The sequence below is a fragment of the Pseudomonas sp. S2_A05 genome (genome assembly GCF_054668485.1).
This window is the reverse complement of the sequence record NZ_CP162775.1, coordinates 646,349-671,978: the sequence shown is the minus strand read 5'-3', so window position 1 is coordinate 671,978 and position 25,630 is coordinate 646,349. Positions and strand designations below refer to the sequence as shown.

The window sequence follows — 25,630 nt, the reverse complement described above, 5'->3', positions numbered from 1 at the left end:
GCATAGCGAGGCCGATGGACATTGAGCAACGGGCAATGCCATCGACGCCTTTTCGCATTTAGCGAAAACTCCTACAGACACTGCCTACTTCCCCGACTTCTTTCCTTTTTGATCCCCCGCAAAGTCCGCGCTCCCGTTTCTTCATATGCGCGAGCGACTGCGAATGTTTCAACCCGATCAGCTCCTGGCCCTGAACAACAGCATCGGACTGCTGGTGGTGGCCGCCCTGAATCCGAAGCAGCCAGATTTTGAAGCGCTGATCGACGAGTTCCGCCTGTGCCTGAACAACTACGACGCCTGGGCCGAGCAATTCTGGACGGGGACGGCGCTGGACATCGAGCAGGTGTTCAAGGTTGGCAATGACGTACAACTGAGCGCGCCGATCACTTCGCGCGCACCTGTCAGTTCATCGGTGGTCATGTGTTCGGCCAGCGGACCGCTGACCCTGGTGCATCTGTTTGAAGCAGCGCGCTTCGTACCGATCGGCGACACCCCGGTGACCCTCGAACCGCTGCTCAGCGACGTCGACGGCGTGCTGACCTTCGGCGAACCAAAGCGCTACACCATTGGCCCGAGCGGGATCCTCGAGGTGACCGATTGCATGCGCGGCCAGCGCTATCGCGTCACCTTCTTTCCCAACGTTTCCTCCGCCCATGTCCGCGCCCTGTATGCCTCATATGAAGGGGTCATTGCCGGCCTTGAAGGCTGGCTGCGCAGCGAATGGACAGGCTTCCAGCCGCAGTGGACGGAGTTTTCCAGCGCCGGTTTTCTTGATCGTTACGGGCAGTTGCAGCGGGCCGATTGGCGCGGCCTGGAAAAAGCCCTGAATGGCGTCTGGGATGACATTCAACAGCTGTTCGCCCTACTTGCCGATCTGCAGGAGCACAGCGCAAAGCTCCTCGAATACCTGAGCGAAGTCGAACTCGAGGCGCTGCTTGCCGCTTCAAACGAAGCGATCGCCAACGCCTTGTTGATGCTCAGCGACGAGCCGTTGTTGTTCATTCATCTGGCCGCGTTCACCAGTTGGCTAAAAATGCTGCCGCCGCAATACCTCGCCGAGGTGGTGGCCGAAGTTCGCACCGAGTTGCTGATCAGCTTCCTGTTGATGCGCGTGGCGGGCGGTGCCGGCGTATCGCTGCGTTTGAGCAGCAAGGTCCTGGCGAAGATCAAATCGCCAAGGGCGCGGGAGTGGCTGGCCGCCTCAGCCTTGCGTCTGGCTGAGCTGACTTCGGCACCGGAACTCAAGCAGCACGCGAGCACGCTGAAGCCGCTGATGTTCCATGCCCGCGAAGTGGAGCTGAAGCCGACGCCATCGATTCCGCTGAACATTCGTCAGGCCGACGCGGTGGTGCTCCGCGTGCCGAATCCGGCGCCGCTCGCGCGGGAAAAATCCCGGGGCATGGCGCGCCTTGAGCGCCACGAGCCCCACGACGACGTCCCCGATCAAGCGAAAAACCCCAACGGCGACGCCGCCGACTGCGTCCCCAATACCTGCAAAAACGGCTGCCCTGTGTCGATGGTCACCGGCGAAGAACTGCTGACCCTGACCGACGCGGTGCTCGATGGCGTGCTGCCCTTCGAGTTCACCCGCTTGTACCGCAGCAGCGCGGTCGAGATCGACATCGGCCTGGGTTTCGGCTGGAGCCATACGCTCGCGCATCGGCTGGCCTTCGACGGCGATGGCGTGATCTGGATCGACCACGAAAACCGCCGCACCCGTTTTCCCCTGCCCAACGTCGCGCGCCCAGCGATTCACAACAGCCTGTCGCGGGCGGCGATCTTTCTCGGCGATGAGCCGGAAGAACTGATTCTGGTTTTGGCCGGCGACAGCGCGCGCTTTTATCACTTTCGCGCCGGCCGGCTGACGGCGATCAGCGATGTCTACGGCAATCGTCTGACCCTGCAACGCGATCGCTCCGACCGCATTCAGCGTCTGGACAACGGCGCCGGCCGCTCATTGCTGTTGCGTTATGACCGCGCGCAGCTGGTGGCGATTGATTATCAGGTGTTCGTCCAGGGCGAGTGGACCACCGAGCAAAACCTTGCCACCTACAGCTTCGATGCCCGGCAACGCCTGCTGACCGCGACCAACGCGGTCGGCGACAGCGAACGCTACGACTACGACGACCATCACGTCATCCTCCAGCGCCAGCTGACCGGCGGCGCGAGCTTCTTCTGGGAGTGGCAGCGCGAGGGCAAAGCGGCGCGCTGCGTGAGGCACTGGGCGTCGTTCTCGCAGATGAACACCCGTTACGTCTGGAACGATGACGACGCCAGCGTGACCGTGCATTACGTCGACGGTACCGAAGAAGTCTACGTCCACGACGAGCGCGCACGGCTGGTGCGGCAGGTCGCGGCCGATGGTGGCGAGCAGCTCAAGGCCTATGACCAGCAGGGCCGGTTGATCGCCGAGCAGGATGCGTTGGGCGCGGTTACCGAATACCGCTACGACGAGGTCGGACGGCTGATCGCGCTGATTCCGCCGGACGATGCACCAACGTCCTACGAGTACCGCAACGGTTTTCTCTACAAGCGTTGCCGTGGTGATGCGGTGTGGATCTACCGGCGCAACGCTGAAGGCGCCGTCACCGAAGCGGTCGATCCCCACGGCCAGGTCACCCATTACTACTACAACCTGCGCGGGCAATTGCTGTCGCTGCGCTATCCGGACAGCAGCCGCCACCGCTGGGTGTGGAACGAGCTCGGCCAGCTCATCGAAGAAACCCTGCCCGATGGCGGCGTGCGGCGTTTTTCCTACGATGCGCTGGGCCGGCGGATTACCACCCAGGACGAATTTGGTGTTGTCAGTCGTCAGCAGTGGGACGCGGCCGGCCGACTGATCCTGACGACTTCTCCTACGGGCAGCACGCGCGCCTACAGCTACGGCGCCTACGGCCAGATCACCGCTGAGCGCGATGAACTCGGGTGCATTACCCGCTACGAATATGACGATGATTTGCACCTGGTCTCGCGACGGATCAATCCCGACGGCACCCGCGTGCAGTACCGCTACGACCATGCGCGGTTGCTGCTGACCGAAATTGAAAACGAGTCAGGGGAAAAATACTGCCTGGATTACACGCCGACCGGATTGATCCGACAGGAAACCGGGTTTGATGGGCGGCGCACGGCGTATGCCTACGACCTCAACGGGCACCTGCTGGAGAAGACCGAGTTTGGCGAGCAGGGTTTATCGCTGGTCACCCACTACCAGCGCGATAAGGCCGGGCGCTTGCGGGTCAAAACCCTGCCCGATGGCGCCAAGATCCGCTACGACTACGATCGCCTCGGTCGGTTGATCGGCGTCGATGACGGGCAAAACCATCCGCTGGCCTTCGAGTACGACCGTCAGGACCGGCTGATCACCGAGCATCAGGGCTGGGGCACCTTGCGCTACGCCTATGACGCCTGCGGTCAGCTCAAGCGCCTGCGCCTGCCGGACAACAGCAAGCTCGATTACCACTACGCCAAGGGCGGTGCGCTGTCGGCCATCGACCTTAATGGCACGCCGCTCACGCGCCACGTCTACCAGTCCGGTCGCGAACAGCAACGCCAGCAAGGTTTGCTGCTCAGCGAATATTCTTACGACGATCAGGGCCGCTTGCTTGCCCACGCTGTAGGTCATCGCCACGCTTCGCTGTACCGCCGCGATTATGCCTACAGCGCCAACGGCAATCTCGAGCACATTGCCGACAGCCGCCACGGCCAGCGCACTTATGGCTACGACGCCCTCGACCGGTTGATCCGCGTACGTCACTCACGCGACGAGCTGCCCGAATCCTTCGCCCACGACCCGGCCGGCAACCTGCTGATGCAGGATCGTCCCGGCCCTGCGCAGATCAAGGGCAATCGCCTGCTGATGCAGGGCGACCGTCATTACGACTACGACGCCTTCGGCAACCTGATCCGCGAACGCCGTGGCCACGGCCAGACCCTGGTCACCGAATACCGCTACGACTGCCAGCACCGCCTGATCGGCCTGACCCGCCCCGACGGCCAGACCGCCACTTATCACTACGACGCCTTCGGCCGGCGCATCCGCAAAACAATCGACGGCGCCGTCACCGAATTCTTCTGGCAAGGCGAACACCTCGTCGCCGAAAGCAGCGCCACGCAATACCGCAGCTTCCTCTACGAACCCGGCACCTTCCGCCCACTGGCGATGCTCGACGGCAAAGGCCCGAAAAAAGCCTGCCCGTTCTACTACCAACTCGACCACCTCGGTACTCCGCAGGAACTCACCGACTACAGCGGCGAAATCGTCTGGTCCGCGCAATACGACGCCTACGGCAAAGTCGCCGCCGTCACCCTCGCCGGCGAAGACTACCTCGACCAACCGCTGCGTTTTCAGGGGCAGTACTTCGATGTTGAAAGTGGGCTGCATTACAACCGCCATCGGTATTACGACCCTAGGTTAGGGCGGTATCTGACCCCGGACCCGGTGAAGCTCGCGGGTGGGTTGAACCAGTACCAGTACGTGCCGAATCCGACGGGATGGGTGGATCCGTTGGGGTTGACGTCCAACTGCCCGCCGCCGAATAAGCCTGGGTGTGAGGTGCCGGGGGCGAGTGATGGGGTTAAGGTTGATGAGGGGGAGCCGGACCTACCGGCCATTGCTCACAATATAGATCCAAACACTCTGAAACGAGTACATGCAATCGCGGGTAAGACCTCAACTAGGACAGTAGATGGGTATAAGGACAAAATGCGTGACGGATTCAATTCAGTACGCCCCATTGACGTTCTAGAACATAACGGCAGTTTATATATTCTGGATGGACACCACCGCGCAGCAGCTGCACGACAAACTTCGACCAATGTGACGATTAAACTCATAACAAATCTGAAAGCGTACGAAGGATCTCTAAGAAGCATTGAAGATATATTAGAGTCAGCAAATAATATAGGCTTCGACAGATTGGAGCACCGGAGAAGAAGATGAGTGATCAAAGTGAAAATCTGGAGACCCTGATAAATGATTTTATCTCCATGGTAGATTCCAGCACGTTGATACTTGAAAGAAAATTTGGCACTCGAGATATTCGAAAGCTCTGGTATACCAAGGCGATCAAGCGATGCGGGAGAGTCACTCGAGGCGTTAAATATGAATTGCACGGCATTGGCTGCCGCATCAATCTATCGACAGGAACCGTAGATTTTGACTATGGACCTAATGGTGAAATCAATGGATTCGACACTTGGCGCTTATACAACTTTGCTTGTGAACGACCATCTAAGCATAGAAAGTATTGCAACGAAGAAACTATCGAAAAAGAATTCGCCGAATACATCAATCTAAAAAAAATCAAAAAAATTTCAGCCATAAGTAATCTATATATCTGGGCCGACTCGAAAGAAACGACCTAAACACGACCACAAAGAGGGCCTGTGGACTCAGGCCCTTTAAACCAATATTCAAAATCTCCATTCACCAAGAACACTCTCACTGCTCATCCCCATCCTCCTCATACTCCATATCCGCCTCATCCGCATCATTCAACGGCACCGTCGCATCATCCATCAGCGAGCCGGGATCTTCATTCCCCGGATCATTGATAAACGGCAATCCACTCGGGCCCTTCTCTTCTTTGCCTTCGGTTTCGGGAGTCATGGCGCACCTCTTGAGCGTGTGGGATGTATCACTTTCGAAAAGCCCTATCGCCAATCGTTCCTCTGCCTGACGGCCAGACACGAAAAACCCGGCGCCAGGCCGGGTTTTCGTTGATCAATCAGCGATGTTTATTTTTGTGTTTGTTCTTGTGCTTGTGGCCGCCGGAATGAGATCCGCCGTCGTCGTCGCCAAGATTGTTACCTACCGCGCCGCCTGCTGCGCCGCCCAGGCCTGCGCCAATGGCGGAGCCGGTGGAGCCGCCGAGGCTGTTGCCGACGACCGAGCCCCCTGCTGCGCCAAGACCGCCGCCAATCGCGGCTTCGGTGCGGTTGCGTTTGTTCGCGCCGACGGCACTGCCGGCCGCGCCGCCAACACCTGCGCCGACCGCTGCGCCCGTACTGCCGCCAAGTTGTCCGCCAACCACATTACCCAGCGCACCGCCGAGACCACCGCCTACGGCAGCGGTGCCGTCTCCGGCCGCCATCGCGCCCTGCGCCACGACCAAGCCAAAAAACAGTGCAGATAATGACAATCGCATATGAACCTCGCAGTTCCCGAATCGGGACAGTCCGCCCAAGCGGGGCGTATGCAGATTGGAGATGATTTCGGACGAAACGTTCAGCCATGAAAAAGCCCGACATCGAGTCGGGCTTTTTCTGACAGGCCATCAGTCTCAGTGGCGCCTGTGACCTTTGCCCAGGTTGCTGCCGACTGCGCCGCCGGCCGCGCCGCCCAGACCTGCACCGATGGTGGCGCCGTTGCGGCCGCCCAGGCTGTTGCCGATCACCGAACCGCCGGCTGCACCGACACCGCCGCCGATCGCCGCTTTGGTGCGGCTGCCCTTGCGTGCGGCGACGGCACTGCCTGCTGCGCCCGCGACGCCAGCGCCAATGGCGGCACCGGTGCTGCCGCCCATTTTCTGACCGACCACGTTACCCAGCGCGCCACCCAGGCCACCGCCCAGCGCAGCGGTGCCATCACCGGCAGCCATCGCACCTTGAGCAACCAGAAGGCCAAGAACCAGAGCAGGCAGTGTTAAACGCATGACGAAAACCTCAAATAAACGGGATGACGAAAAGGAGCGGGATTTAATGCGCTCGGCCCAGGAAAGTCCAGACGCAGGCGACAGCGTCGTTTGGACCGCGATCAGGGAAAAGGTTTTATGCCGGGCAAAAAAAAGCCCGCTGGGGAGACGGGCTGGAGACTTGCTTTCTAACGGATGGCTTCACACTACGTTGGCCAACGTGAAAAGTTTGTGAAAAAAAACCGACATTAATGTCAATGCTTGCCAGAGATTTCAAACCCCTATTCTTGCGCACATAAAAAACCCCGTTCAGTGACGGGGTGCAGGATGAAATCACTTTCTGGTCCTTGCCGTGACCTTGGGTAGGAATTTCGCTTTCGGCCCTTTGGGGGCTGTGGATTTGATTTTGCCGATGCTCACCGGATCCTCGCCAAACCCCGACTGATACTCCGACTGACCGCAGCGCACACAATTGTTGAATGAAAACTCTGCGCCATCATCTTCGATAAATGGACCTGACATAGACTCTCCCCTACGCAACTGGGTCGACACCGACAAAACAGTTTTGCCTGGAAAATATCGCCCCTCAGCGCTTTTGAGACTAGCTGGTCACTACTGGACTTGCCGTTCAGAAAGACTGATCACCGACGAATGGAAAAAAGCGTCGTGAACGATCATTCGCTAAAGATTTCCATCGAACGGCCGCTGCCCTTACTCCTACAAATGAATCTCAAGGAGAGATCATGCAGATCAATGGATTCCCGAACATGCCAGTCGTAAAACTCACGGACGAGCAGATCGCTGCCGGCAAGGCCGGTGCGGAAAAACTCAAGGAAAAGATCGCCTCGGGTGAAATCACCATCAAATACCCAGACAAACCGCTTCTGCAACCGGGCGTCGTCTACCATCCCAGCGAGCCCGCACCATCGGCGCAGCCTGACGGGACGCCGCCCCTCGTTGCCATCGATACACCGCTGACCTATGACTCAAGAGGCGCTGTGTTGCTCAAGCCACAAGGCTGATTGACGCGAAAAAGCCCATTCGTTGTGCGAGTGGACTTTGCCTTGAACACAATGATCAGCGCAGCTTGACCGCAGTTCCGGTGACGAACACCACGACCATGCCGCCCTTGCCTGCCGGCATGCTGATCTCGAAGTCCACGCCGACCACCGCGTCAGCCTGCAATGCCCGCGCTCGATCTTTCAGTTCGTCGGTGGCCTGAATGCGTGCTTCTTTAAGAGCCCGCTCCAACGTCTGCGACCGCCCGCCAAAGAAATCGCGCATGCCGGCGAACATATCGCGGATCACGTTGACGCCCTGCACAGACTCGGCGCTGACGATGTCCAGATAGGCCGTGATCTGCCGCCCCTCGACGGAATGAGTGGTGGAAATGATCATGAAAGTCGTCCCTTTACTGCATAAGTGAAGGCAGCGATTGTAACGCGGCACCAGATCTGGCCCGTGCCTCAATTGGATTTAACGACCCACAATTGATCCAGCTTCGTCGTAAAACTCGAACTCATCATCTCCCGCCGCATGCCCCAGGCCGGATCCGCCGGCACACTCCCCGCTCGCAACGTTCCATGCCCCCAGCGCAGATTGATCTGGTCCAGCACGCCCATCACCCTCTCCGCCGCTTGAGGTTGGGACTGTGCAAACAGGTCTTCGGTAAATTCTCCGGGCTGTCGCAGATCCATCAACAGCACCTCAGGCTTGCTGTACTTGAACCCCGGCCGGAACAATCGATCGATCGCTTCGCTCGCCACCTTGCTCAGCAATCGCACATCATTGGTCGGATAAGGCAACTCGATCAGCGCGCCATTGGCGTACTTCGCCTCTTCCGGATTGAACATGCCGGTGCGGATACTCACGCGGATCTTTTTGCACAGCGAACTCTGCGCACGCAGCTTTTCCGCCGCTCGATGCACATAAGTAGCAACGGCTTCCTTGATCGGCTCGATGGTAGTCAAACGGTTGCCAAACATGCGGCTGCTGCAAATTTCCTGCTTCGGCGGTTCTGTTTCCGACAGTTCCAGACAGGATGTGCCGCCCAGTTCGCGCGCGGTCTTCTCGATCACCACGCTGAACTTGCGCCGCAGTGTCCACGGATCGGCCTTCGCCAGGTCCATCGCACTTCTGATTTGCATGCTTTCCAGATGAGCTTTCATCCGCCGACCGACGCCCCACACGTCACCGACATCGGTATTGCGCAGCACCCAGTCGCGTTTGGACGGATCGCAGATGTCGACCACGCCGCCGGTATGCGCTTGCAGGCGTTTCGCGGTGTGGTTGGCGAGCTTGGCCAGCGTTTTCGTCGGGGCGATGCCGACGCCGACCGGGATGCCGGTGCGCTTATAAACAGCAGAGCGAATGGTTCGGCCAAAACCTGTCAGGTCCCCAGGAATGCCGCTGAGATCGGCGAACGCCTCATCAATGCTGTAAACCTCGACCGCCGGCACCATGGATTCGATGATCGTCATCACCCGTTCGCTCATGTCGCCGTACAACGCGTAATTACTGCTGAACACCTGAATGCCGTGGCGGCGCAGATCATCACGAATCTGAAAATACGGCGCGCCCATTTTCACAAAAGGTTTGGCATCGTAGCTGCGCGCGATCACGCAGCCATCGTTATTGCTCAGCACGACAATCGGCGTCTTCGCCAGATCGGGCCGGAACACTCGCTCACAGCTGGCATAGAAGCTGTTGCAATCGATCAGCGCGAAAACCTGCTCACGATTTGCCATGGTCGCGCACGCTGTAAGTCACCACGCCCCAGATCACCAGCTCATCCCCTTCCATCACATAGCGAGGCGGGTATTTGCTGTTGGCCGAAAGAAGGATGATGGTGTTGTCGCGCATGTGCAGGCGCTTGCAGACAGGTTCGGAGTTGAGACCGGCGATGACGATATCGCCGTGCTCGGCATTCAGGCTGCGATCAACAATCACCAGATCACCGCAAAATATCCCGGCGTCCTGCATGCTCTCGCCTTCGATCTTCGCCAGATAAACGTGCGGCGCACGAATATCAAAAACTTCGTCCAGAGAGATGTGCTTTTCAATGTGATCAGCCGCGGGCGAAGGAAAACCGGCGGGAATCCGAAACGAATACAGCGCAAGCTGTTCGCCCGCGCCTGACAAAGGGCCGAGGATGGTGACGCTCATGATACGAACCTGATAGTGAATTTACTGTATGCGCATACAGTAAACTCGGGACGGTTCGGGGGGTCAATGAGGCGTGTAGGAGATTTCGACGGGTGACAGGGTTTTGTATAGCTTTGGAGAGAGAATGATCACCAAAACACATTTCATGGATGCCGAGCACCAACGGTCCCATATGACCATTTTCCAGACACCAAAAACCACAAACCCCCGACTTTCTCTAGGAAAATCAGGGGTTTGCGTTTACTGAATGTGGCGGTGAAGGAGAGATTCGAACTCTCGATACAGTTTCCTGTATACACACTTTCCAGGCGTGCTCCTTAAGCCACTCGGACACTTCACCGTATCTCTGCAGACATGTTCTGTCTGTCGAGGCGCGCTAATGTAGTCGAAAGCTTTTCCGATGGCAAACTTTTTTTCAGAATTTTCATGCGCTTAAGAGAGCACGCTTCATTCTGCCAAAGCGGGCGATGGCAAACCCGCCAATCTCGGGTAAGCCGCACGCTTCCTTTATAGCAGGCAACACGCGCGCGACGCTGGCCGAAGCGCAAAACGGTGACTGGCAGGTCAGTCACGGCGCTTTACCTGGCCTGCGGCGGTGGGTAACGTCTGCCCATCTTTCTAATAAGGAATAGCGTCATGAGCGAGTTGATTGCCTACCACCTCGAAGACGGTATCGCGACCCTGACCCTGAACAATGGCAAGGTCAACGCGATTTCTCCGGATGTGATTGCGGCGTTTAATGCGGCGCTGGATCAGGCGGTGGCGGATCGCGCCGTGGTGATCATTACCGGGCAGCCGGGGATTCTTTCGGGTGGTTATGACCTGAAGGTGATGACGGCCGGCCCGAAAGAGGCCGTTGCGCTGGTGACGGCCGGTTCGACCCTGGCCCGCCGCCTGCTCTCTCACCCGTTCCCGGTGATCGTTGCTTGCCCGGGGCACGCCGTGGCCAAGGGTGCTTTCCTGCTGTTGTCCGCCGATTACCGCATCGGTGTCGACGGCCCGTTCAGCATCGGTCTCAACGAAGTGCAAATCGGCATGACCATGCACCATGCCGGTATCGAGCTGGCACGCGACCGCTTGCGGCGTTCGGCTTTCCATCGCTCGGTAATCAATGGCGAGATGTTCGATCCGCAAAGTGCCGTTGATGCAGGCTTCCTCGACAAAGTCGTCACTGCCGAAGAATTGCAGGGCGCCGCGCTGGCTGCCGCGCGTCAGTTGAAGAAGATCAACATGCTGGCGCACAAGAACACCAAGCTCAAAGTGCGCAAGCAACTGCTGGAAACCCTCGACGACGCGATCCTGCAGGATCAGCAACATCTGGGCTGACTCGTCCAAAATCTGCCGGTAAGAGAATAGCCCGACCTTGGTCGGGCTTTTTCTTAGGTTCAGCGTTGAAGATTCGCTGAAAGCTCTAGGACGCGCCTGACAGGCAACGCTGAAACATGCGCTTAAACATCGGCCATCTCCGGACTCTATAGCGGCAATTGCCGAAAACAGTGCACATCCGTACACTGCGCCACCTTTTGTCCCGGTGGGCCTGCAAAAATGCTGTTTGTGTTTCGTATGTTGTTGATGGGCCTGCACTTTATTCTGGCCGGCGTGCTCGGCGTGATCCTTGGATTGTGCCGCCCGTTCAACCCGGACAACAGCCGACTCTGCGCCCGCCTCTACGCTTTGCCGGCGATGTGTATCTTGCGTTTGCGGGTCAGGTCCGAGGTCAACGGCTTGATGAACAAGCCCGACAGTTGCGTAATCATTGCCAACCATCAGTCCAACTACGATCTGTTCGTGTTCGGCAATGTCGTCCCTCGTCGCACCGTTTGTATCGGCAAGAAGAGCCTGAAGTGGGTGCCGTTGTTCGGCCAGTTGTTCTGGCTGGCCGGCAATGTGTTGATCGACCGTGGCAATGCGCACAAGGCGCGGCAGTCGATGCTGACGACGACCCACACCTTGCAGAACGAAGACACCTCGATCTGGGTGTTTCCGGAGGGCACCCGCAACCTCGGTGAAGATCTATTGCCGTTCAAGAAAGGCGCGTTCCAGATGGCGATTGCTGCCGGCGTGCCGATCGTTCCGGTGTGCGTGAGCAGCTATATAAAGCACATGCGCCTGAATCGCTGGCGCAGTGGCAACGTTCTCATACGTTCCTTGCCGGCGATTCCTACAGTCGGATTGACCATGGACGACATGCCCATGCTGATCGAGCGATGCCGCGAGCAGATGCGCGAGTGCATCGAATCGATGGATCGGCAACTGCAAGCCGCGTGAAACCAAACCCGCCCCGTGCGGGTTTTCTTTTGCCGGGTGAACTGTAGAAGTTTCACTGACTCTCAAGCAGCGACACGGCTAAGCTGAAGCCTAGTTTCCCTGCCATCTGCCAAGAAGAAGTGAATCACCACCATGGGTCGAGTTGTTGCTGCTGCGGTGTACAGCGAGGGTAAGAAAGTCTCCAATATTTCGCTGGACGAAGGTGCTGCCTGGGCCGCCAAACCCGGCCACTTCGTCTGGATCGGTCTGGAAGAACCGGACGCACAGGAATTATCCAACCTGCAACGACAGTTCAACCTGCATGAACTGGCCATCGAAGACGCGCTGGAAAAACACAGCCGACCAAAACTGGAAACCTTTGGTGACGCTCTGTTTATCGTCACCTACTCACCGGTTCGCGAAAACGGCGTTTTGCAATTCATCGAAACGCATATCTTCGCCGGCAGGGGCTACATCATTACCGCACGCAACGGCCATTCCGCGTCGTACGCCTATGTGCGTCAACGCTGTGAAGCACGTCCGCTGTTGCTCGAGCACGGAGAGGATTTCGTCCTCTATGCGCTGCTCGATTTCGTCATCGAAAACTATCAGCCGGTGGGCGAAGCGATCCACGCCGAGATCGATGAGCTGGAGCGCAACGTGCTGTGCAGCGCCCTCAACGAGCGCGACATCCAGAAGCTGCACGGTCTGCGCCGCGATGTGGTGCGCTTGCGTCGGTACGCGGCACCGATGGTGGAGATCGGCGAGGAGCTGCAAAAGCTCAGTTTCCCGTTCATCGACAAGAACATGCGCCCGTACTTTCGCGATGTGCAGATTCACGTAACGCGGCAGATGGAAGACCTGACCACGCTGGCGGACATTGCCAGCCAGACCATCGAGATTGGCGTGCTGCTTGAGGCATCACGGCAGAGCGTGGTGCAGCGCAAGTTTGCAGCGTGGGCGGCGATTCTGGCGTTCCCGACTGCGGTAGCAGGGATCTACGGGATGAATTTCCAGAACATGCCCGAGTTGACCTGGCACTACGGTTATTTTGCAGTGCTGGGGTTTATTGCGGTGGGGTGTGTGAGTTTGTGGGCGAGTTTCAAGCGGTCCGGGTGGCTGTAGCCGGGACCGCGTTGCCCCGGAGATTCGCGAGCAGGCTCGCTCCCACAGGGATTGTGGGAGCAGGGACTTTTAGTGTTGAGCAGCTTCTGGCTTGTGCGCCACGAACCGCATCATCCACTCCGCAACCGTAGCGCCATGATGTTCCTGCTCAAGGCTGGCCATGCCTTTGCTGTAAATCTGCGAGCCCAGAGCTTCCTGGCGCAGATCGAGCAGCGCCCGCGAGTAATCGTGAATGAATTCCGGGTGACCCTGGAAGCACAGCACTTGATCGTTGATGTGATACGCCGCGAACGGGCAGAAATCGCTGGAGGCGATGACCGTGGCGTTTTCCGGAAGCTCGGTTACCTGATCCTGATGACTGATCAGCAGTGTCAGCTCTTCGCGCACCGGGCTCATCCACGGCGCCTTAGCTGCCAGCTGATAGCTGTGAGTGCCGACGCCCCAGCCTTGGGACGCACGCTCACTCTTGCCACCAAGCAGTAGCGCCAGCAATTGATGGCCGAAGCACACGCCGAGCAATTTGTCGCCGCGTTCGTAGCGGTTCAAAAGGTAGGTCTTGAGGGTCTGGATCCACGGATCCGTGCCGAACGAATCGGCCTTGCTGCCAGTGACCAGGTACGCATCGAAAGTCTCGTCGTCACTTGGGTAATCCCCTTTCACCACGTTATAGACAGTGAAATCAGCGGCGATCGGTTGCTGCGAGAACAGGCGCTGGAACATCTGCCCATAGCCCTGATATTGGTCAATCAATTCGGGCCGCAGGATGTCGGTTTCGAGAATGCAGATGCGCAGCGACATAAAAAATACCTGACACGTGATGGGAATAATGAACACCCCAGAGCCTGCCCTGAAACACCCGGCCAAGGCAAGCCCCGAAATGCTCGCCAGCCCTAGAACATTTCACCTTTCGCCGCTTTGTCCAGCAGCAGCGCTGGCGGGGTAAAACGCTCGCCGTATTGCTCGGCCAGATACTGCGCGCGGGCGATGAAGTCCTCCAGGCCATACTGGTTGATGAACTGCAGCGCACCGCCGGTCCACGCGGCGAAACCGATGCCGAAGATGGAACCGACGTTGCCATCCGCCGTCGAGGTCAGCACGCCCTCCTCCACGCAACGCACGGTTTCGATGGCCTGCACAAACAACAGACGATCACGCACATCCTTCGCAGAGATCTGTCCGTCGGCCTTCTCGAAGCGCGCTTTCAGCTCCGGCCACAAATGCTTCTGCGCGCCCGCTGGATACTCATAAAAACCGCCTCCGCCAGCTTTGCCCGGTCGCTTGAATTCATTGAGCATCAAATCGATCACGGCGAAGGCAGGGTGCTCAATCAGCGGTTTGCCTTCTGCCTGCAAGTCCTTGGCCGTCTGCTGACGGATATGGCTCATCAGGCTGAGGGAAACTTCATCGGAGATGGCCAGCGGCCCGACCGGCATCCCGGCCTTGCGCGCTTCGGTCTCGATCATCGGCGCACTGACACCCTCGCCGAGCATGGCGATGCCCTCGTTGGTGAATGTGCCGAAAACCCGCGAGGTAAAGAAGCCGCGACTGTCATTGACCACGATCGGAGTTTTCTTGATTTGCAGAACGAAGTCGAAACCGCGAGCGAGAGTTTCGTCGCTGGTCTGCTCGCCCTTGATGATTTCCACCAGCGGCATTTTTTCCACCGGACTGAAGAAATGCAGGCCGATGAATTTGCTTTGATCGGGCACGGCCGTCGCCAGGCCGGTGATCGGCAGGGTCGATGTGTTGGAGGCGATGACAGCGTCGCCACCCACCACCTGTTGCGCGGCGGCAGATACCTTGGCCTTGAGCTGGCGATCCTCGAACACCGCTTCGATGATCAGATCGCAACCGGCCAGATCGGCATCGCTTTCGCTCGCAACGATGCGCGCCAGCACCGCCTCGCGCTGCTCGACAGTCAGCTGGCCACGGGCAACTTTTTTATCCAGCAGCGCCGCTGAATGCGCCTTACCTTTCTCGGCAGCAGCGAGATTGATGTCCTTGAGGACGACTTCGATACCGGCCGAAGCGCTGACAAACGCGATGCCCGCGCCCATCATTCCGGCGCCGAGCACACCGACTTTCCGGGTTTTACAGGGCGCAAAACTTTGCGGCCTGGAACCGCCGGCGTTGATTTCGTTCAACTGGAACCAGAACGTGCCGATCAGGTTTTTCGAAATCTGCCCGGTCGTCAGCTCGGTGAAGTAGCGGGTTTCGATCAGGTGCGCGGTGTCGAAATCGACCTGAGCGCCCTCCACCGCCGCGCATAGAATCTTCTCCGGCGCCGGCAGGGTGCCTTGAGTTTTCGCGCGCAGGATCGACGGCGCAATCGCCAGCATCTGCGCCACTTTCGGGTTCGATGGCGTGCCGCCAGGTATCTGGTAGCCCTTAACGTCCCAGCGTTGCACTGCCGCCGGATTGGCGAGAATCCACGCGCGCGCCTTGGCCAGCAGCTCATCGCGATCCGATGCCAGTTCATCAATCAGCCCGGCCTGCAACGCCTGTTGCGGGCGCACCTTCTTGCCTTCAAGCAAGTACGGCAGGGCTTTTTCGATACCGAGCATGCGCACCATGCGCACCACCCCGCCGCCGCCCGGCAACAGGCCCAGCGTCACCTCCGGCAAACCGAGTTGCACCGAGGCATCATCCACAGCGATGCGATGGTGGCAGGACAGACAGATTTCCCAGCCGCCGCCCAGTGCGGCGCCGTTGATCGCCGCGACCACCGGTTTGCCGAGGGTTTCCAGGCTGCGCAATTGCGCCTTGAGAGTCAGCACCATGTCGTAGAAAGCTTTGGCTTCGGGTTTGCCGACCTTGATCAATTCATTGAGGTCGCCGCCGGCAAAAAAGGTTTTCTTCGCGGAGGTGATGATCACTCCGGCGATGCTGTCTTTCTCGGCCAGCAAGCGGGCAACGCAAGCGGCCATGGCCTCGCGGTACACGGCGTTCATGGTGTTGGCGCTCTGGCCCGGCATGTCCATGGTCAGCACGACGATAGCGTCCTGGCCTTTTTCGTAACGAATGGCTTCGCTCATAACAGGGTTCCTTGAAGTCGGGGCTCAGAGGCGTTCGATGATGGTGGCAATGCCCATGCCTCCGCCGACACACAGCGTCGCCAGGCCGTAGCGCAAGTTGCGCGCTTCCAGTTCATCAAGCAGGGTGCCGAGGATCGCGCAACCGGTGGCGCCCAGCGGGTGGCCCATGGCGATCGAGCCGCCGTTGACGTTGACCTTGCCCGGGTCGACGGCCATGTCCTTGATGAATTTCAACACCACCGAAGCAAACGCTTCGTTGACCTCGAACAGATCGATGTCCTCCACGCGCAGTCCGGCCTTGGCCAAGGCTTTGCGGGTCGCCGGCGCTGGGCCGGTGAGCATGATGGTCGGATCTGTGCTGGTGACGGCCGTGGCGACGATACGCGCGCGTGGCTGCAGCCCCAGCGCGCGGCCCTTGGCTTCGGAGCCGATGAGCATCAGCGCCGCACCGTCGACAATTCCGGAACTGTTGCCCGGCGTGTGCACGTGGTTGATCCGCTCGACATGGCTGTAGACCCGCAACGCCGTGGCGTCGAAGCCCATTTGCCCGATCATTTCGAAACTCGGCTTGAGCTTGCCCAGGCCCTCGAGGGTAGACTCGGCGCGGATGAACTCATCGTGGTCAAGCAGGATGATGCCGTTCTGATCCTGCACCGGCACCAGCGACTTGTTGAACGAGCCGTCGGCCCGCGCTCGTGCGGCTTTTTGCTGGGAGTGCAGTGCGTAGGCATCGACATCCTGCCGGCTGAAGCCTTCGAGGGTGGCGATCAGATCGGCGCCGACGCCTTGCGGGGTGAAATGGCTGTGCAGGTTGGTCTGCGGGTCCAGTGCCCAGGCGCCGCCATCGCTGCCCATCGGCACCCGCGACATCGACTCGACGCCGCCGACCACCACCAGATCCTCGAATCCTGAGCGCACTTTCATCGCGCCAAGATTCACCGCTTCCAGACCCGAAGCGCAGAAACGGTTGATCTGCACACCGGCGACGCTGACGTCCCAGTCGGCCACTTGCACCGCCGTCTTGGCGATGTCCGAACCTTGATCGCCGATCGGCGTGACGCAGCCAAGGACGACGTCATCGACCTGACTGGTATCCAGCGCGGTGCGCGCCTGCAAAGCGCTCAGCAAACCCGCCACCAGGTTGACCGGCTTCACGCTGTGCAGCGCGCCATCGGCCTTGCCTTTGCCACGCGGAGTGCGTAACGCATCGAAAATCAAAGCTTCAGTCATGACGTCCTCGAACCTGATTTATTGTCACTTCACTTTCGCCCTGCGCCCACTGGCAAGCAATGACCACATTGCTCAAAGCGCTTGACGCACGCGCTCAGACGGACGGTCATGCGGCATGAGGTGAACCGGTTCAGGTCGTCGAGTTGTCTAGCCAGCGGGCGGCAAAGAAGCTGGCAATACGCCTCATGCCGTTTTAAAAGCTTTTTCAAGATCCCCATATGAAATGGATCTAAGCGAAGGCTGACGCGGGCTCTAAGGTGAACATGTACGCCATCGTCGTTGGGTTTTGCCGAGACGGGCGTGCTTCAACAGGAAGTGCACCGCGTGCCGTCAGGGAAATGCAGTCAGGCACGCATCAGGAAATAACAATAAAGGCGGTCAAGCCATGTTCAAACAACCGAAAGTACGTCAAGCAGGACTCATTCTTTTCGCCACGACGCTGTTGTTGATCTTGCCGAATCTGACCAAGGTCATCGGCTGATTCAAACGTCGCGTGCTGTATATCGCCAATGAAAATGTGACTGGCCCGCTACCCGGGCCAGCGTGGTTGTGCCAACCTTTGCGCACTTCCTCGACATGGACGGCGATCATTTGAAAACGCTCATTGCGCTCGGTGCCTTGCTGCTGAGCTTGCCCTTGTCCGCCGCACAACTGGATCTGCAGTTGGGCGCAAACAGCCGCACCTGGCAGACCGAAGAGCTGCTCAAGCATCCTCAGCTGCAAACTCTCACGATTAACAATGATGTTTCCTATAAGAAGGACATGACCTATCAGGCCGTGCCGCTGGCCGCATTGCTGACGGGGGTCAAGCCGGAGGATCACTTGCAGGCGGTGGCGCTGGATGGCTTTGCCGCAGAGTTGGCCGCCGCGCCCTTGCTGAACAAGGACGGCGCGCGGGCATGGCTGGCGATCGAGGATCCGGCGCAGCCGTGGCCACCGCTGTCAGCCGGCAAGCACAGCGCCGGGCCGTTCTATCTGGTCTGGACCGATCCGCAGGCGGGCAATATCAGCCCCGAGCAGTGGCCGTTCGAAGTCGCCAGCATCAAGCTGATGGCCCCGGTGGCCCAACGCTTTCCTGCCCTGCTGCCCGATCCTGCCTTGAAGGCCGATGATCCGGTGAACCAGGGTTTTGCCCTGTTTCAAAAAAACTGCCTGGCCTGTCACCGGTTGAATGGTGCCGGAGACGCGCAGTTCGGTCCGGATCTGAATATTCCGTATAGCCCGACCGAGTATTTCGGGGCGGATTTCTTGAAGCGCTACATCCGCGATCCGCAGAGTTTGCGTCAGTGGCCGCAGGCGAAGATGCCGGGGTTTTCTGCTGAGGTATTGCCGGATACAGATCTTGAAATGCTGGTGGGCTATCTCAAGCATATGGCCGGGCGCAAAGTTAAGCCGTAAGCCTTAGGGTGTTATTACTGGCCTCTTCGCTGGCAAGCCAGCTCCCACAGGGTATGCGCAGAGTTCGAATCAGCGGTCATCCTGTGGGAGCTGGCTTGCCAGCGATAGCGGTATCCCGAATCTATTGTTGCTGCACGGAAATAACCGGTGTCGGCGAGACGAACACCTTCGCATGCATCTGCTCGCAGCCACCGCCCCGGCGCATGCCACGGACCGGGCAGGCATCGAGATAATCCAGGCCCACCGCCAGCTTCAGGTGTCGCTCCGGGCGCGCCAGCTGGTTGGTCACGTCGAAGCTGTACCACGCGTCATCCAGCCACGCTTCTGCCCAGGCATGACTGGCCAGATGCTCGCAATCTTCGCTGTACAGATAACCCGACACGTAACGCGACGGCACGCCGAGACTGCGCGCGCAGGCTAGAAAGGCGTGGGCATGATCCTGACAGACCCCGGCCCGACCGGCGAAAGCTTCGGCTGCGCTGGTGTCGACTTCGGTGGAGCCCGGCGTGTAGCTCATGTGCTGATTCAGACCGTGCATCAAGTCGATCAGCGCGGTGCGGTCTCGCCGCTGCTTGCAGTTCTTCGCGGCAAACTCGCGCAAGGCTTCATCGGCTTCGGTCAGGCGCGTGAAGCGCAGGAACGGCAGCGCCGACTGGCTCTCATGTTCGGCCTCGCGCAATTCGTCGATATCGACCTGCCCCCGGGCGCCAATGATGATCGCTTCGTGCGGCTCGTCCATGGTCAGCACATGCAGGATGTTGCCGAACGGATCGAGCTGCGCACGCACCGGACGCGGCAAGTCGAGTTGCCAACTGAGGACATGCTGACGCTCGCTGTCGTGGGGTGTCAGGCGCAGGTACTGGATGCTCGCGCGCACCTGATCTTCGTAGTGATAGGTGGTCTCGTGGCTTATGGAAAGTCTCATGCAGCCTCCAGGTAGGAACTGTGAATGGCGTTGCCCAACTGGCGCACCAGCGGGATGAATTCGGTCAGCCAGGCGTGCAGGCCTTCTTCGAGAATTTCGTTGATGCCGGTGTAACGCAGGCGCGCGTCCATTTCCGCCGCCAGGCGTTGTGCCGGTCGGCCGTTGGCGCCTGGCAGTTGCGCGAGGATCTGGTCGATCTCTTCGGTACAGGCACGCAGCGAACGCGGCACATCGGCGCGTAACAGCAGCAGTTCGGCGACATGCCGGGCGCCGGGCGCGTCGCGGTAGATTTCGGTGTAGGCCTCGAACGACGACAACGCCCGCAGCAGCGCACTCCACTGGTAATAAGCGTGCGCGGTGCCATCGCTGACCGCTTCGGCCTGATCGCCGGCCATTTCGTAACGCGCATCAAGCAGGCGCAGCGTGTTGTCCGCGCGCTCGATAAACGTGCCCAGACGAATAAAGCGAAACGCGTCGTTGCGCATGATCGTGCCGTAAGAGGCGCCGCGAAACAGGTGCGAACGCTCCTTGATCCATTCGCAGAAACGACTCATGCCATAGCGGCTCAAGCCCTGTTCGGCGATGCCGCGAATTTCCAGCCAGGTCGCGTTGATGTTTTCCCACATGTCCGCAGTGATTCGCCCGCGCACGGCATGGGCACTGGCCCGCGCTGCACCAAGGCAGCTGTAGATACTGGCCGGGTTGGCCGCGTCCAGTGCGAAGAAATGCAGCAAGCGTTCAGCGTGCAGGTCGCCGTGGCGTTCAAGGTAATCGTCCAAGGTGCCGGTGATCAGCAACGGCATGGCGAGTTCGTGCAGACCGTCGCCGCGCCCGTCCTGCGGCATCAGCGACAGCGAATAACTGATGTCGAGCATGCGCGCGAGATTCTCCGCACGCTCCAGGTAACGCGACATCCAGTACAGATCCGAGGCAGTTCTACTTAACATGGCAAGCTTCCTTCAATCCTCGACTACCCAGGTGTCCTTGGTCCCGCCGCCCTGGGAGGAGTTCACCACCAGGGAGCCTTCACGCAACGCGACACGGGTCAAACCGCCAGGCACCACACGGGTTTCGCGGCCAGACAGCACGAACGGACGCAAGTCGATATGGCGCGGCGCGATGCCGTTTTCGACAAAGGTCGGACAGGTCGACAGCGACAGCGTCGGCTGCGCAATGTAGGCATGGGGTTTGGCTTTGATGCGCTCGCGAAAGGCATCGATTTCCGCCGTCGTCGCGGCCGGTCCGACCAGCATCCCGTAACCGCCGGAGCCCTGGGTTTCCTTGACGACCAAATCCGCAAGATTGGCCAGTACGTGGGACAGCTCGGACGGGTTGCGGCATTGCCAGGTCGGCACGTTTTTCAGGATCGGCTCTTCGTCGAGGTAAAAACGGATCATGTCGGTGACAAACGGGTAAACCGATTTATCGTCCGCGACCCCGGTGCCGATGGCATTGGCCAGCACCACATTGCCGGAGCGATAAGACGACAGCAGCCCCGGCACGCCGAGCATCGAGTCCGGGTTGAACGCCAGCGGATCAAGGAACGCGTCGTCGAGGCGGCGATAGATCACGTCGACCGCTTTCGGGCCATCGGTGGTGCGCATGAACACCTTGTCGTCACGCACGAACAGATCTGCGCCTTCCACCAGTTCAACGCCCATCTCCCGCGCCAGAAACGCATGTTCGAAGAACGCGCTGTTGAAGCGACCCGGCGTCAACACCACCACGCTCGGGTTGTCGATCGGGCTTGAGCTTTTCAGGGTGTCGAGCAGCAGATTGGGATAGTGATCGATCGGGGCGATGCGCTGGGCGGAGAACAGTTCGGGGAACAGGCGCATCATCATCTTGCGGTCTTCGAGCATGTAGCTGACGCCACTGGGTGTGCGCAGGTTGTCTTCGAGGACGTAATAAGTGCCATCGCCATCGCGTACCAGATCGACGCCGGAGATATGCGAGTAGATGTCGCGGTGCAGATCCAGGCCCTGCATCGCCAACTGGTATTGCTCGTTGGCCAGCACCTGTTCGGCGGGAATGATCCCGGCCTTGATGATGCGCTGTTCGTGGTAGAGGTCGGCGAGAAACATGTTCAACGCCTTGACCCGCTGAATGCAGCCGCGCTCGACAATCCGCCATTCACTGGCAGGAATGCTGCGTGGAATGGTGTCGAACGGAATCAGGCGCTCGGTGCCCTGCTCGTCGCCATAGAGCGTGAAGGTGATCCCGGCCCGGTGGAACAGCAGATCGGCCTCGCGGCGGCGCTGCGCGAGCAGCTCGTCGGGCGTCTCGGCCAGCCAGCGGGCAAATTCCCGGTAATGCGGGCGGACCAGGCCGCCGGCATCGTACATCTCGTCAAAATAGGTGCGGATCATGCCGTACTCCTTGTCACTCCGGACATACAGGCCTTCGCAAGGCCCGTGCCATCGGCATAAACGCTTTGATTTCAATCGGTTGTAGATCCACGCCGAAGGCTGCGCACCATTCCTGTGCGGCAAATGCCCCGGCCCGATTGCCCCCGCTTCATTGCGACGCACTGCATCGCCTATCACCAGCATAGTCAGAGTTGATTTCACTGCCCGGCCACGACTGCGGATAATCCGCGCATTCGCTGCAAAACTTCCCCGGCACGCCGTCGCGAAGTAGTCAGCTCAACTGATCTGAACTGCCTTGGCAGCCCCGTCCCGACAGGACTTTATTGCACACCCGTCTTCCCTTTTAGCCACCCTCTCCGGTGGCTTTTTTTTGCCCGGGATTCTTGTTTCAGGGTTTTGCCACTGCGATGTGCAGAAGCCAGAAACGACAACGGCCGACCCGAAGGTCAGCCGTTGCCCGACAAACAATGCGCAATATCAATTCAACCGGTAACGATTGCGCACCTCCTGCTTCACGCCCCAACCCTCGATAATGCCGCCCAGCGGTTCGACCACGGCAGAAAAGCCTTGCTCGAAATCGCCGATGTCGTCATAGGTTGCGTACATCACTTTGCTCAATTCCAGCGACCAGGCGCCGTCGTCGCGCGCACTGACCTGGGCATTGATGGATTCACCGCGAAATTTGCCTGCTGCCCTGCGCGCCCGCTCCTCGTCCGGGAAAATCGCGTAGAACTCAATGGGATGGAACCGGGAAAAATCGAAACCGCCTTCTTTCATGCGGCGCAGAACATTGCTGCTGATGTCTTCTTGATAGGCTGTGCTCATGAATCGTCCCCCTCGATTGATGGATAGACTTTCCGTATTCCCGCCCCGGGCCTTTTGGCCTAAGTACTACGGCAACGTGGTTGCGCGCGGGAAACAAGCATGTAGCTGACAAGACCAGACCTTAGCGATCCATTCGCTGATCTCGCTTGCAGAGTAGCCCCAAGAGAGCGCCGCTGCCAAGGCCTGGTTTACGAGATGACAGGAAGTGTTCAGACAGGGGTGATGCTGCGGATTTCGATGCCGTTCTGAGTCTTGAGGTTTTTCACCTCGGCATCGGTGGTGCGCCCTTGCAGGTCGTTGAGATCCAGCTGGGCGGCAACCGGAAGAAGCCGCTCCTTGATCAGCCGGGCGGCTTCATCATCGGACGGGCATTCCTCACGTTCGAAGACTTCATCAACAATTTCGCCGTGATCATCCACGAAAGTGACTTTCCACTTTTGCATCAGTGCCTCCTCGATCAACCCGTAAATGGGCTTACCTCTATCTCGACTTTTTTCCGCGAGAGTTGGTTCAAAAGGATTACAGCCGCCAACGGTGAAAATAACCAGCCGATCGATAGGGCGGACTTCTGTGGCGAGGGGATTTATCCCCGTTCGGCTGCGCAGCAGTCGTAAGACCGTCCATTGCGGTTTAACGGATACACCGCGCCGGCCGGTTCAGGGATGCTGCGCATCCCAACGGGGATAAATCCCCTCACCACAAAAGCTCCCTTGCAGAGCGACTTCAGAGTGATCAGTCGTTGCTTGGCTTGTTGACCGCTTGCAGCACGTATTGCGGCAAGGCGAACGCGCCGATGTGGATTTCCGGATTGTAGTAACGGGTGACAATGCCGCTGCCGATGAAGCGCTGTTGCAGGGTTTCACGGCTGAGCTTGCGGTAGGCCGGGTTGGTCGAGCCCCAGGCGAAGGTCATCGAGCCGCCGATGTAGGTCGGCACGGCGGCCTGGTAGAAGTGCCAGTCCGGGAACAGGCTGCGCAGGCGACCGGCGGTGGTTTTGACTTCGTCGATTTGCATGAACGGCGTGCCGTTCTGAGTCACCAGGATGCCGCCTTCGTTCAGGCAGCGGTGGCACGCCTGGTAGAAGTTCTCCGAGAACAGCACTTCGCCCGGGCCGATCGGGTCGGTGGAGTCGGAGATGATCACGTCGAATTTTTCAGTGGTGGTGGCGACGAAACGCATGCCGTCATCGATCACCAGGTTCAGGCGCGGATCGTCGTAGGCACCAGCGGAATGGTTCGGCAGGAATTCCTTGCACATGTCGACCACGGTGCCGTCAATTTCGACCATGGTGATGTGCTCGACGCCGGCGTGCTTGGTCACTTCGCGCAACATGCCGCCGTCACCGCCGCCGATGATCAGCACGCGCTTGGCAGTGCCGTGGGCGAGGATCGGCACGTGGGTGAGCATTTCGTGGTAGATGAATTCGTCGGCTTCGGTGGTCTGGATCACGCCGTCCAGCGCCATCACCCGGCCCATGCGCGGGTTCTGGAAGATCACCAGATGCTGGTGTTCGGTGCGCACTTCGTGCAGCAGTTTTTCCATGCGAAAACGCTGGCCGTAGCCTTCGTAGAGGGTTTCCAGGTACTCGCTGGTCTTGGTAACGGTCATGGTCAAGTGCTCCGATAAATGCGCGGGCGCCATCGTGGGGACGATTGCCCGGGAAAGGCGCGCATTCTACGTTGCCGAAGATGACAGGTCGAACCTCCGGTTGTTTTTTACCAGCGCAAACCACTGTGGGAGCGAGCCTGCTCGCGAAAGCGGAGTATCAGTTGCCGGTGATGGCGACTGACACAACGTCTTCGCGAGCAGGCTCGCTCCCACAGGGATGACCGTGTGATCGAAACTCAGCTCAGATCCGGACGTTACCCCGTGGCCCGGCAATAGCCCAGATGATCAGGCCCAGCACCGGCAGGAGGATAATCAGCAACACCCAGACGATTTTCATCCCGGTGGAGGCGCCGCTTTTGAGCACATTGATGATGGCCCAGATATCGAGGGCAAGGATGATCAGGCCGATCAGACCGTTAAACGTGGAACCCATGGTGTCGCTCCAGAATAGTGGCATGCACTTTTAGGATAGACGGTCGCGCGCAGGGTTCCCTTTTATTGCGTTCAGACGTGAACGGCGACCTTCAAGGCTTCCAGCGCTGGCGCAGCGGCGATGCCAATCTCGGCGCATAACTCCAGCACGCGGGGCACATCGTTGCCGTAGACCAGGACCATTTGTAGCTCATCGTCGAGCAACTGGCTGAAGTTCATCAACGTGTAACCGCCGTTTTCCTTGTTCAGGCTGCTCATCTGCACCTGGATGCGGTTGAGTGCGGTCAGTGCTTCGGTCTTGGCCAGTTGTTTGGGCTTGAGGTTGAAATCCACACCGGGGCCAAACGAAGCAACGATTTGTGCGAACAGATCGACATAGGTATCGGCCTGGAACAGCACAGTTTCCGGCAGGCTGCCGACCACTACCCACTCACCCAGCGGGATCGGGAATGTGTCGTCGTAGTTGATGTCCGGATTGGCGGCCAGAAAAGCATTGGCATCGGCGTAGGCCTGCGCGGCTTCGTCGGCCACTTTCAGGATCTCGTCCTCGCCCATGCAGCCGGAGCTGATTTTGCTGATGAGTTCGACGAGTGCGGCTTTCATGAGGGCGGATCCTGTAGTGACAGTAGAATTTCG

At 59.1% G+C, this 25,630-nt stretch carries 25 protein-coding genes and 1 tRNA gene; 7 read left to right on the top strand and 19 right to left on the bottom strand.

Going from position 1 to position 25,630, the window contains the following annotated elements; genetic code table 11:
* Window positions 1-163: 163 nt before the first annotated feature.
* Window positions 164-4,942, top strand: a complete 4,779-nt coding sequence (locus AB4O12_RS03175) for an RHS repeat-associated core domain-containing protein (RefSeq protein ID WP_460060315.1) — start codon at window positions 164-166, stop codon at window positions 4,940-4,942.
* Complete coding sequence (locus AB4O12_RS03170) at window positions 4,939-5,367, top strand: DUF6896 domain-containing protein (RefSeq protein ID WP_056784098.1); 429 nt, start codon at window positions 4,939-4,941, stop codon at window positions 5,365-5,367. The genes AB4O12_RS03175 and AB4O12_RS03170 overlap by 4 nt, the downstream gene beginning before the upstream one ends.
* A gap of 76 nt (window positions 5,368-5,443) precedes the next feature.
* Here the strand turns inward: AB4O12_RS03170 and AB4O12_RS03165 are convergent, their stop codons facing one another.
* From AB4O12_RS03165 to AB4O12_RS03150, 4 genes are all read right to left on the bottom strand, one after another.
* Window positions 5,444-5,611, bottom strand: coding sequence for a hypothetical protein (locus tag AB4O12_RS03165; protein WP_016773805.1), 168 nt, complete (start codon window positions 5,609-5,611; stop codon window positions 5,444-5,446).
* A 118-nt stretch (window positions 5,612-5,729) separates the two neighbouring features.
* The gene (locus AB4O12_RS03160; protein ID WP_024012287.1) at window positions 5,730-6,149 is read right to left on the bottom strand and encodes a YMGG-like glycine zipper-containing protein; all 420 of its coding nucleotides are present in this window, start codon (window positions 6,147-6,149) and stop codon (window positions 5,730-5,732) included.
* Window positions 6,150-6,284: 135 nt separating this feature from the next.
* A complete protein-coding gene (locus AB4O12_RS03155) occupies window positions 6,285-6,656 on the bottom strand; it encodes a bacteriocin (RefSeq protein ID WP_252869068.1) in 372 nt (123 codons plus the stop codon).
* A 312-nt stretch (window positions 6,657-6,968) separates the two neighbouring features.
* Window positions 6,969-7,157, bottom strand: coding sequence for a hypothetical protein (locus AB4O12_RS03150; RefSeq protein WP_024012286.1), 189 nt, complete (start codon window positions 7,155-7,157; stop codon window positions 6,969-6,971).
* A 221-nt stretch (window positions 7,158-7,378) separates the two neighbouring features.
* On the opposite strand from AB4O12_RS03150, the gene AB4O12_RS03145 reads away from it, so the two are divergent.
* A complete protein-coding gene (locus AB4O12_RS03145) occupies window positions 7,379-7,657 on the top strand; it encodes a hypothetical protein (RefSeq protein WP_056784095.1) in 279 nt (92 codons plus the stop codon).
* Between the two features lie 55 nt (window positions 7,658-7,712).
* Here AB4O12_RS03145 and AB4O12_RS03140 read toward each other — a convergent pair whose 3' ends face one another.
* The 4 genes from AB4O12_RS03140 to AB4O12_RS03125 all read right to left on the bottom strand — a co-directional run bounded on the left by AB4O12_RS03140 (window position 7,713) and on the right by AB4O12_RS03125 (window position 10,140).
* Entirely contained in the window at window positions 7,713-8,033 is a 321-nt protein-coding gene (locus AB4O12_RS03140) for a YbjQ family protein (protein ID WP_016773801.1), read from the bottom strand.
* 68 nt (window positions 8,034-8,101) lie between these two features.
* Window positions 8,102-9,382, bottom strand: a complete 1,281-nt coding sequence (locus AB4O12_RS03135) for a Y-family DNA polymerase (protein ID WP_460060312.1) — start codon at window positions 9,380-9,382, stop codon at window positions 8,102-8,104.
* A complete protein-coding gene (locus AB4O12_RS03130; RefSeq protein ID WP_041479371.1) occupies window positions 9,369-9,800 on the bottom strand; it encodes a LexA family protein in 432 nt (143 codons plus the stop codon). Before AB4O12_RS03130 ends, AB4O12_RS03135 begins: the two co-directional genes overlap by 14 nt.
* Before the next feature lie 250 nt (window positions 9,801-10,050).
* Window positions 10,051-10,140, bottom strand: a tRNA-Ser gene (locus tag AB4O12_RS03125).
* 296 nt (window positions 10,141-10,436) lie between these two features.
* Here AB4O12_RS03125 and AB4O12_RS03120 point away from each other — a divergent pair.
* The 3 genes from AB4O12_RS03120 to AB4O12_RS03110 all read left to right on the top strand — a co-directional run bounded on the left by AB4O12_RS03120 (window position 10,437) and on the right by AB4O12_RS03110 (window position 13,172).
* Window positions 10,437-11,126: a crotonase/enoyl-CoA hydratase family protein gene (locus AB4O12_RS03120; RefSeq protein ID WP_076566844.1), complete on the top strand. Its 690-nt coding sequence runs from the start codon at window positions 10,437-10,439 to the stop codon at window positions 11,124-11,126.
* Window positions 11,127-11,345: 219 nt separating this feature from the next.
* Complete coding sequence (locus AB4O12_RS03115) at window positions 11,346-12,068, top strand: 1-acylglycerol-3-phosphate O-acyltransferase (RefSeq protein WP_024012238.1); 723 nt, start codon at window positions 11,346-11,348, stop codon at window positions 12,066-12,068.
* Window positions 12,069-12,200: 132 nt separating this feature from the next.
* A complete protein-coding gene (locus tag AB4O12_RS03110; protein WP_041479369.1) occupies window positions 12,201-13,172 on the top strand; it encodes a magnesium and cobalt transport protein CorA in 972 nt (323 codons plus the stop codon).
* Between the two features lie 69 nt (window positions 13,173-13,241).
* Here AB4O12_RS03110 and AB4O12_RS03105 read toward each other — a convergent pair whose 3' ends face one another.
* From AB4O12_RS03105 to AB4O12_RS03095, 3 genes are all read right to left on the bottom strand, one after another.
* Window positions 13,242-13,970, bottom strand: coding sequence for an amidotransferase (locus tag AB4O12_RS03105; RefSeq protein ID WP_305382513.1), 729 nt, complete (start codon window positions 13,968-13,970; stop codon window positions 13,242-13,244).
* Between the two features lie 92 nt (window positions 13,971-14,062).
* Window positions 14,063-16,207 carry a 3-hydroxyacyl-CoA dehydrogenase NAD-binding domain-containing protein gene (locus AB4O12_RS03100; RefSeq protein WP_460060310.1) on the bottom strand — a complete coding sequence of 715 codons (2,145 nt, stop codon included), beginning with the start codon at window positions 16,205-16,207 and terminating at the stop codon, window positions 14,063-14,065.
* Window positions 16,208-16,231: 24 nt separating this feature from the next.
* On the bottom strand, window positions 16,232-17,437 hold the full coding sequence (locus AB4O12_RS03095) for an acetyl-CoA C-acetyltransferase (RefSeq protein WP_041479365.1): 1,206 nt from the start codon (window positions 17,435-17,437) through the stop codon (window positions 16,232-16,234).
* 576 nt (window positions 17,438-18,013) lie between these two features.
* Here AB4O12_RS03095 and AB4O12_RS03090 point away from each other — a divergent pair.
* Window positions 18,014-18,835, top strand: a complete 822-nt coding sequence (locus AB4O12_RS03090; protein WP_252878162.1) for a c-type cytochrome — start codon at window positions 18,014-18,016, stop codon at window positions 18,833-18,835.
* Window positions 18,836-18,956: 121 nt separating this feature from the next.
* Here AB4O12_RS03090 and AB4O12_RS03085 read toward each other — a convergent pair whose 3' ends face one another.
* The 8 genes from AB4O12_RS03085 to AB4O12_RS03050 all read right to left on the bottom strand — a co-directional run bounded on the left by AB4O12_RS03085 (window position 18,957) and on the right by AB4O12_RS03050 (window position 25,597).
* A complete protein-coding gene (locus AB4O12_RS03085) occupies window positions 18,957-19,760 on the bottom strand; it encodes a transglutaminase family protein (protein ID WP_056784068.1) in 804 nt (267 codons plus the stop codon).
* Window positions 19,757-20,707 (bottom strand): alpha-E domain-containing protein, encoded by a 951-nt coding sequence (locus tag AB4O12_RS03080; protein WP_016773788.1) that lies wholly within the window; start codon window positions 20,705-20,707, stop codon window positions 19,757-19,759. Before AB4O12_RS03080 ends, AB4O12_RS03085 begins: the two co-directional genes overlap by 4 nt.
* 12 nt (window positions 20,708-20,719) lie before the next feature.
* A complete protein-coding gene (locus tag AB4O12_RS03075) occupies window positions 20,720-22,129 on the bottom strand; it encodes a circularly permuted type 2 ATP-grasp protein (RefSeq protein WP_056784066.1) in 1,410 nt (469 codons plus the stop codon).
* Window positions 22,130-22,606: 477 nt separating this feature from the next.
* Window positions 22,607-22,954, bottom strand: a complete 348-nt coding sequence (locus AB4O12_RS03070) for a ribonuclease E inhibitor RraB (RefSeq protein WP_003223226.1) — start codon at window positions 22,952-22,954, stop codon at window positions 22,607-22,609.
* Between the two features lie 209 nt (window positions 22,955-23,163).
* The gene (locus AB4O12_RS03065; protein ID WP_252877746.1) at window positions 23,164-23,397 is read right to left on the bottom strand and encodes a hypothetical protein; all 234 of its coding nucleotides are present in this window, start codon (window positions 23,395-23,397) and stop codon (window positions 23,164-23,166) included.
* Window positions 23,398-23,686: 289 nt separating this feature from the next.
* On the bottom strand, window positions 23,687-24,562 hold the full coding sequence (speE, locus tag AB4O12_RS03060; RefSeq protein ID WP_016773785.1) for a polyamine aminopropyltransferase: 876 nt from the start codon (window positions 24,560-24,562) through the stop codon (window positions 23,687-23,689).
* 241 nt (window positions 24,563-24,803) lie between these two features.
* On the bottom strand, window positions 24,804-24,995 hold the full coding sequence (locus tag AB4O12_RS03055; RefSeq protein WP_016773784.1) for a PLDc N-terminal domain-containing protein: 192 nt from the start codon (window positions 24,993-24,995) through the stop codon (window positions 24,804-24,806).
* A gap of 71 nt (window positions 24,996-25,066) precedes the next feature.
* Window positions 25,067-25,597 carry a hypothetical protein gene (locus tag AB4O12_RS03050; protein ID WP_150741360.1) on the bottom strand — a complete coding sequence of 177 codons (531 nt, stop codon included), beginning with the start codon at window positions 25,595-25,597 and terminating at the stop codon, window positions 25,067-25,069.
* Between the last annotated feature and the right edge of the window lie 33 nt (window positions 25,598-25,630).

What these genes read in the sequence shown, in the direction of transcription:
- AB4O12_RS03070 (WP_003223226.1), bottom strand. Translation starts at nt 22,954, where the DNA reads ATGAGCACAGCCTATCAAGAAGACATCAGCAGCAATGTTCTGCGCCGC.
- AB4O12_RS03065 (WP_252877746.1), bottom strand. Translation starts at nt 23,397, where the DNA reads ATGCAAAAGTGGAAAGTCACTTTCGTGGATGATCACGGCGAAATTGTT.
- AB4O12_RS03085 (WP_056784068.1), bottom strand. Translation starts at nt 19,760, where the DNA reads ATGAGACTTTCCATAAGCCACGAGACCACCTATCACTACGAAGATCAG.
- AB4O12_RS03115 (WP_024012238.1), top strand. Translation starts at nt 11,346, where the DNA reads ATGCTGTTTGTGTTTCGTATGTTGTTGATGGGCCTGCACTTTATTCTG.
- AB4O12_RS03075 (WP_056784066.1), bottom strand. Translation starts at nt 22,129, where the DNA reads ATGATCCGCACCTATTTTGACGAGATGTACGATGCCGGCGGCCTGGTC.
- AB4O12_RS03135 (WP_460060312.1), bottom strand. Translation starts at nt 9,382, where the DNA reads ATGGCAAATCGTGAGCAGGTTTTCGCGCTGATCGATTGCAACAGCTTC.
- AB4O12_RS03150 (WP_024012286.1), bottom strand. Translation starts at nt 7,157, where the DNA reads ATGTCAGGTCCATTTATCGAAGATGATGGCGCAGAGTTTTCATTCAAC.
- AB4O12_RS03090 (WP_252878162.1), top strand. Translation starts at nt 18,014, where the DNA reads ATGGACGGCGATCATTTGAAAACGCTCATTGCGCTCGGTGCCTTGCTG.
- AB4O12_RS03145 (WP_056784095.1), top strand. Translation starts at nt 7,379, where the DNA reads ATGCAGATCAATGGATTCCCGAACATGCCAGTCGTAAAACTCACGGAC.
- AB4O12_RS03100 (WP_460060310.1), bottom strand. Translation starts at nt 16,207, where the DNA reads ATGAGCGAAGCCATTCGTTACGAAAAAGGCCAGGACGCTATCGTCGTG.
- AB4O12_RS03165 (WP_016773805.1), bottom strand. Translation starts at nt 5,611, where the DNA reads ATGACTCCCGAAACCGAAGGCAAAGAAGAGAAGGGCCCGAGTGGATTG.
- AB4O12_RS03110 (WP_041479369.1), top strand. Translation starts at nt 12,201, where the DNA reads ATGGGTCGAGTTGTTGCTGCTGCGGTGTACAGCGAGGGTAAGAAAGTC.
- speE (WP_016773785.1), bottom strand. Translation starts at nt 24,562, where the DNA reads ATGACCGTTACCAAGACCAGCGAGTACCTGGAAACCCTCTACGAAGGC.
- AB4O12_RS03140 (WP_016773801.1), bottom strand. Translation starts at nt 8,033, where the DNA reads ATGATCATTTCCACCACTCATTCCGTCGAGGGGCGGCAGATCACGGCC.
- AB4O12_RS03055 (WP_016773784.1), bottom strand. Translation starts at nt 24,995, where the DNA reads ATGGGTTCCACGTTTAACGGTCTGATCGGCCTGATCATCCTTGCCCTC.
- AB4O12_RS03120 (WP_076566844.1), top strand. Translation starts at nt 10,437, where the DNA reads ATGAGCGAGTTGATTGCCTACCACCTCGAAGACGGTATCGCGACCCTG.
- AB4O12_RS03130 (WP_041479371.1), bottom strand. Translation starts at nt 9,800, where the DNA reads ATGAGCGTCACCATCCTCGGCCCTTTGTCAGGCGCGGGCGAACAGCTT.
- AB4O12_RS03080 (WP_016773788.1), bottom strand. Translation starts at nt 20,707, where the DNA reads ATGTTAAGTAGAACTGCCTCGGATCTGTACTGGATGTCGCGTTACCTG.
- AB4O12_RS03155 (WP_252869068.1), bottom strand. Translation starts at nt 6,656, where the DNA reads ATGCGTTTAACACTGCCTGCTCTGGTTCTTGGCCTTCTGGTTGCTCAA.
- AB4O12_RS03170 (WP_056784098.1), top strand. Translation starts at nt 4,939, where the DNA reads ATGAGTGATCAAAGTGAAAATCTGGAGACCCTGATAAATGATTTTATC.
- AB4O12_RS03050 (WP_150741360.1), bottom strand. Translation starts at nt 25,597, where the DNA reads ATGAAAGCCGCACTCGTCGAACTCATCAGCAAAATCAGCTCCGGCTGC.
- AB4O12_RS03175 (WP_460060315.1), top strand. Translation starts at nt 164, where the DNA reads ATGTTTCAACCCGATCAGCTCCTGGCCCTGAACAACAGCATCGGACTG.
- AB4O12_RS03095 (WP_041479365.1), bottom strand. Translation starts at nt 17,437, where the DNA reads ATGACTGAAGCTTTGATTTTCGATGCGTTACGCACTCCGCGTGGCAAA.
- AB4O12_RS03160 (WP_024012287.1), bottom strand. Translation starts at nt 6,149, where the DNA reads ATGCGATTGTCATTATCTGCACTGTTTTTTGGCTTGGTCGTGGCGCAG.
- AB4O12_RS03105 (WP_305382513.1), bottom strand. Translation starts at nt 13,970, where the DNA reads ATGTCGCTGCGCATCTGCATTCTCGAAACCGACATCCTGCGGCCCGAA.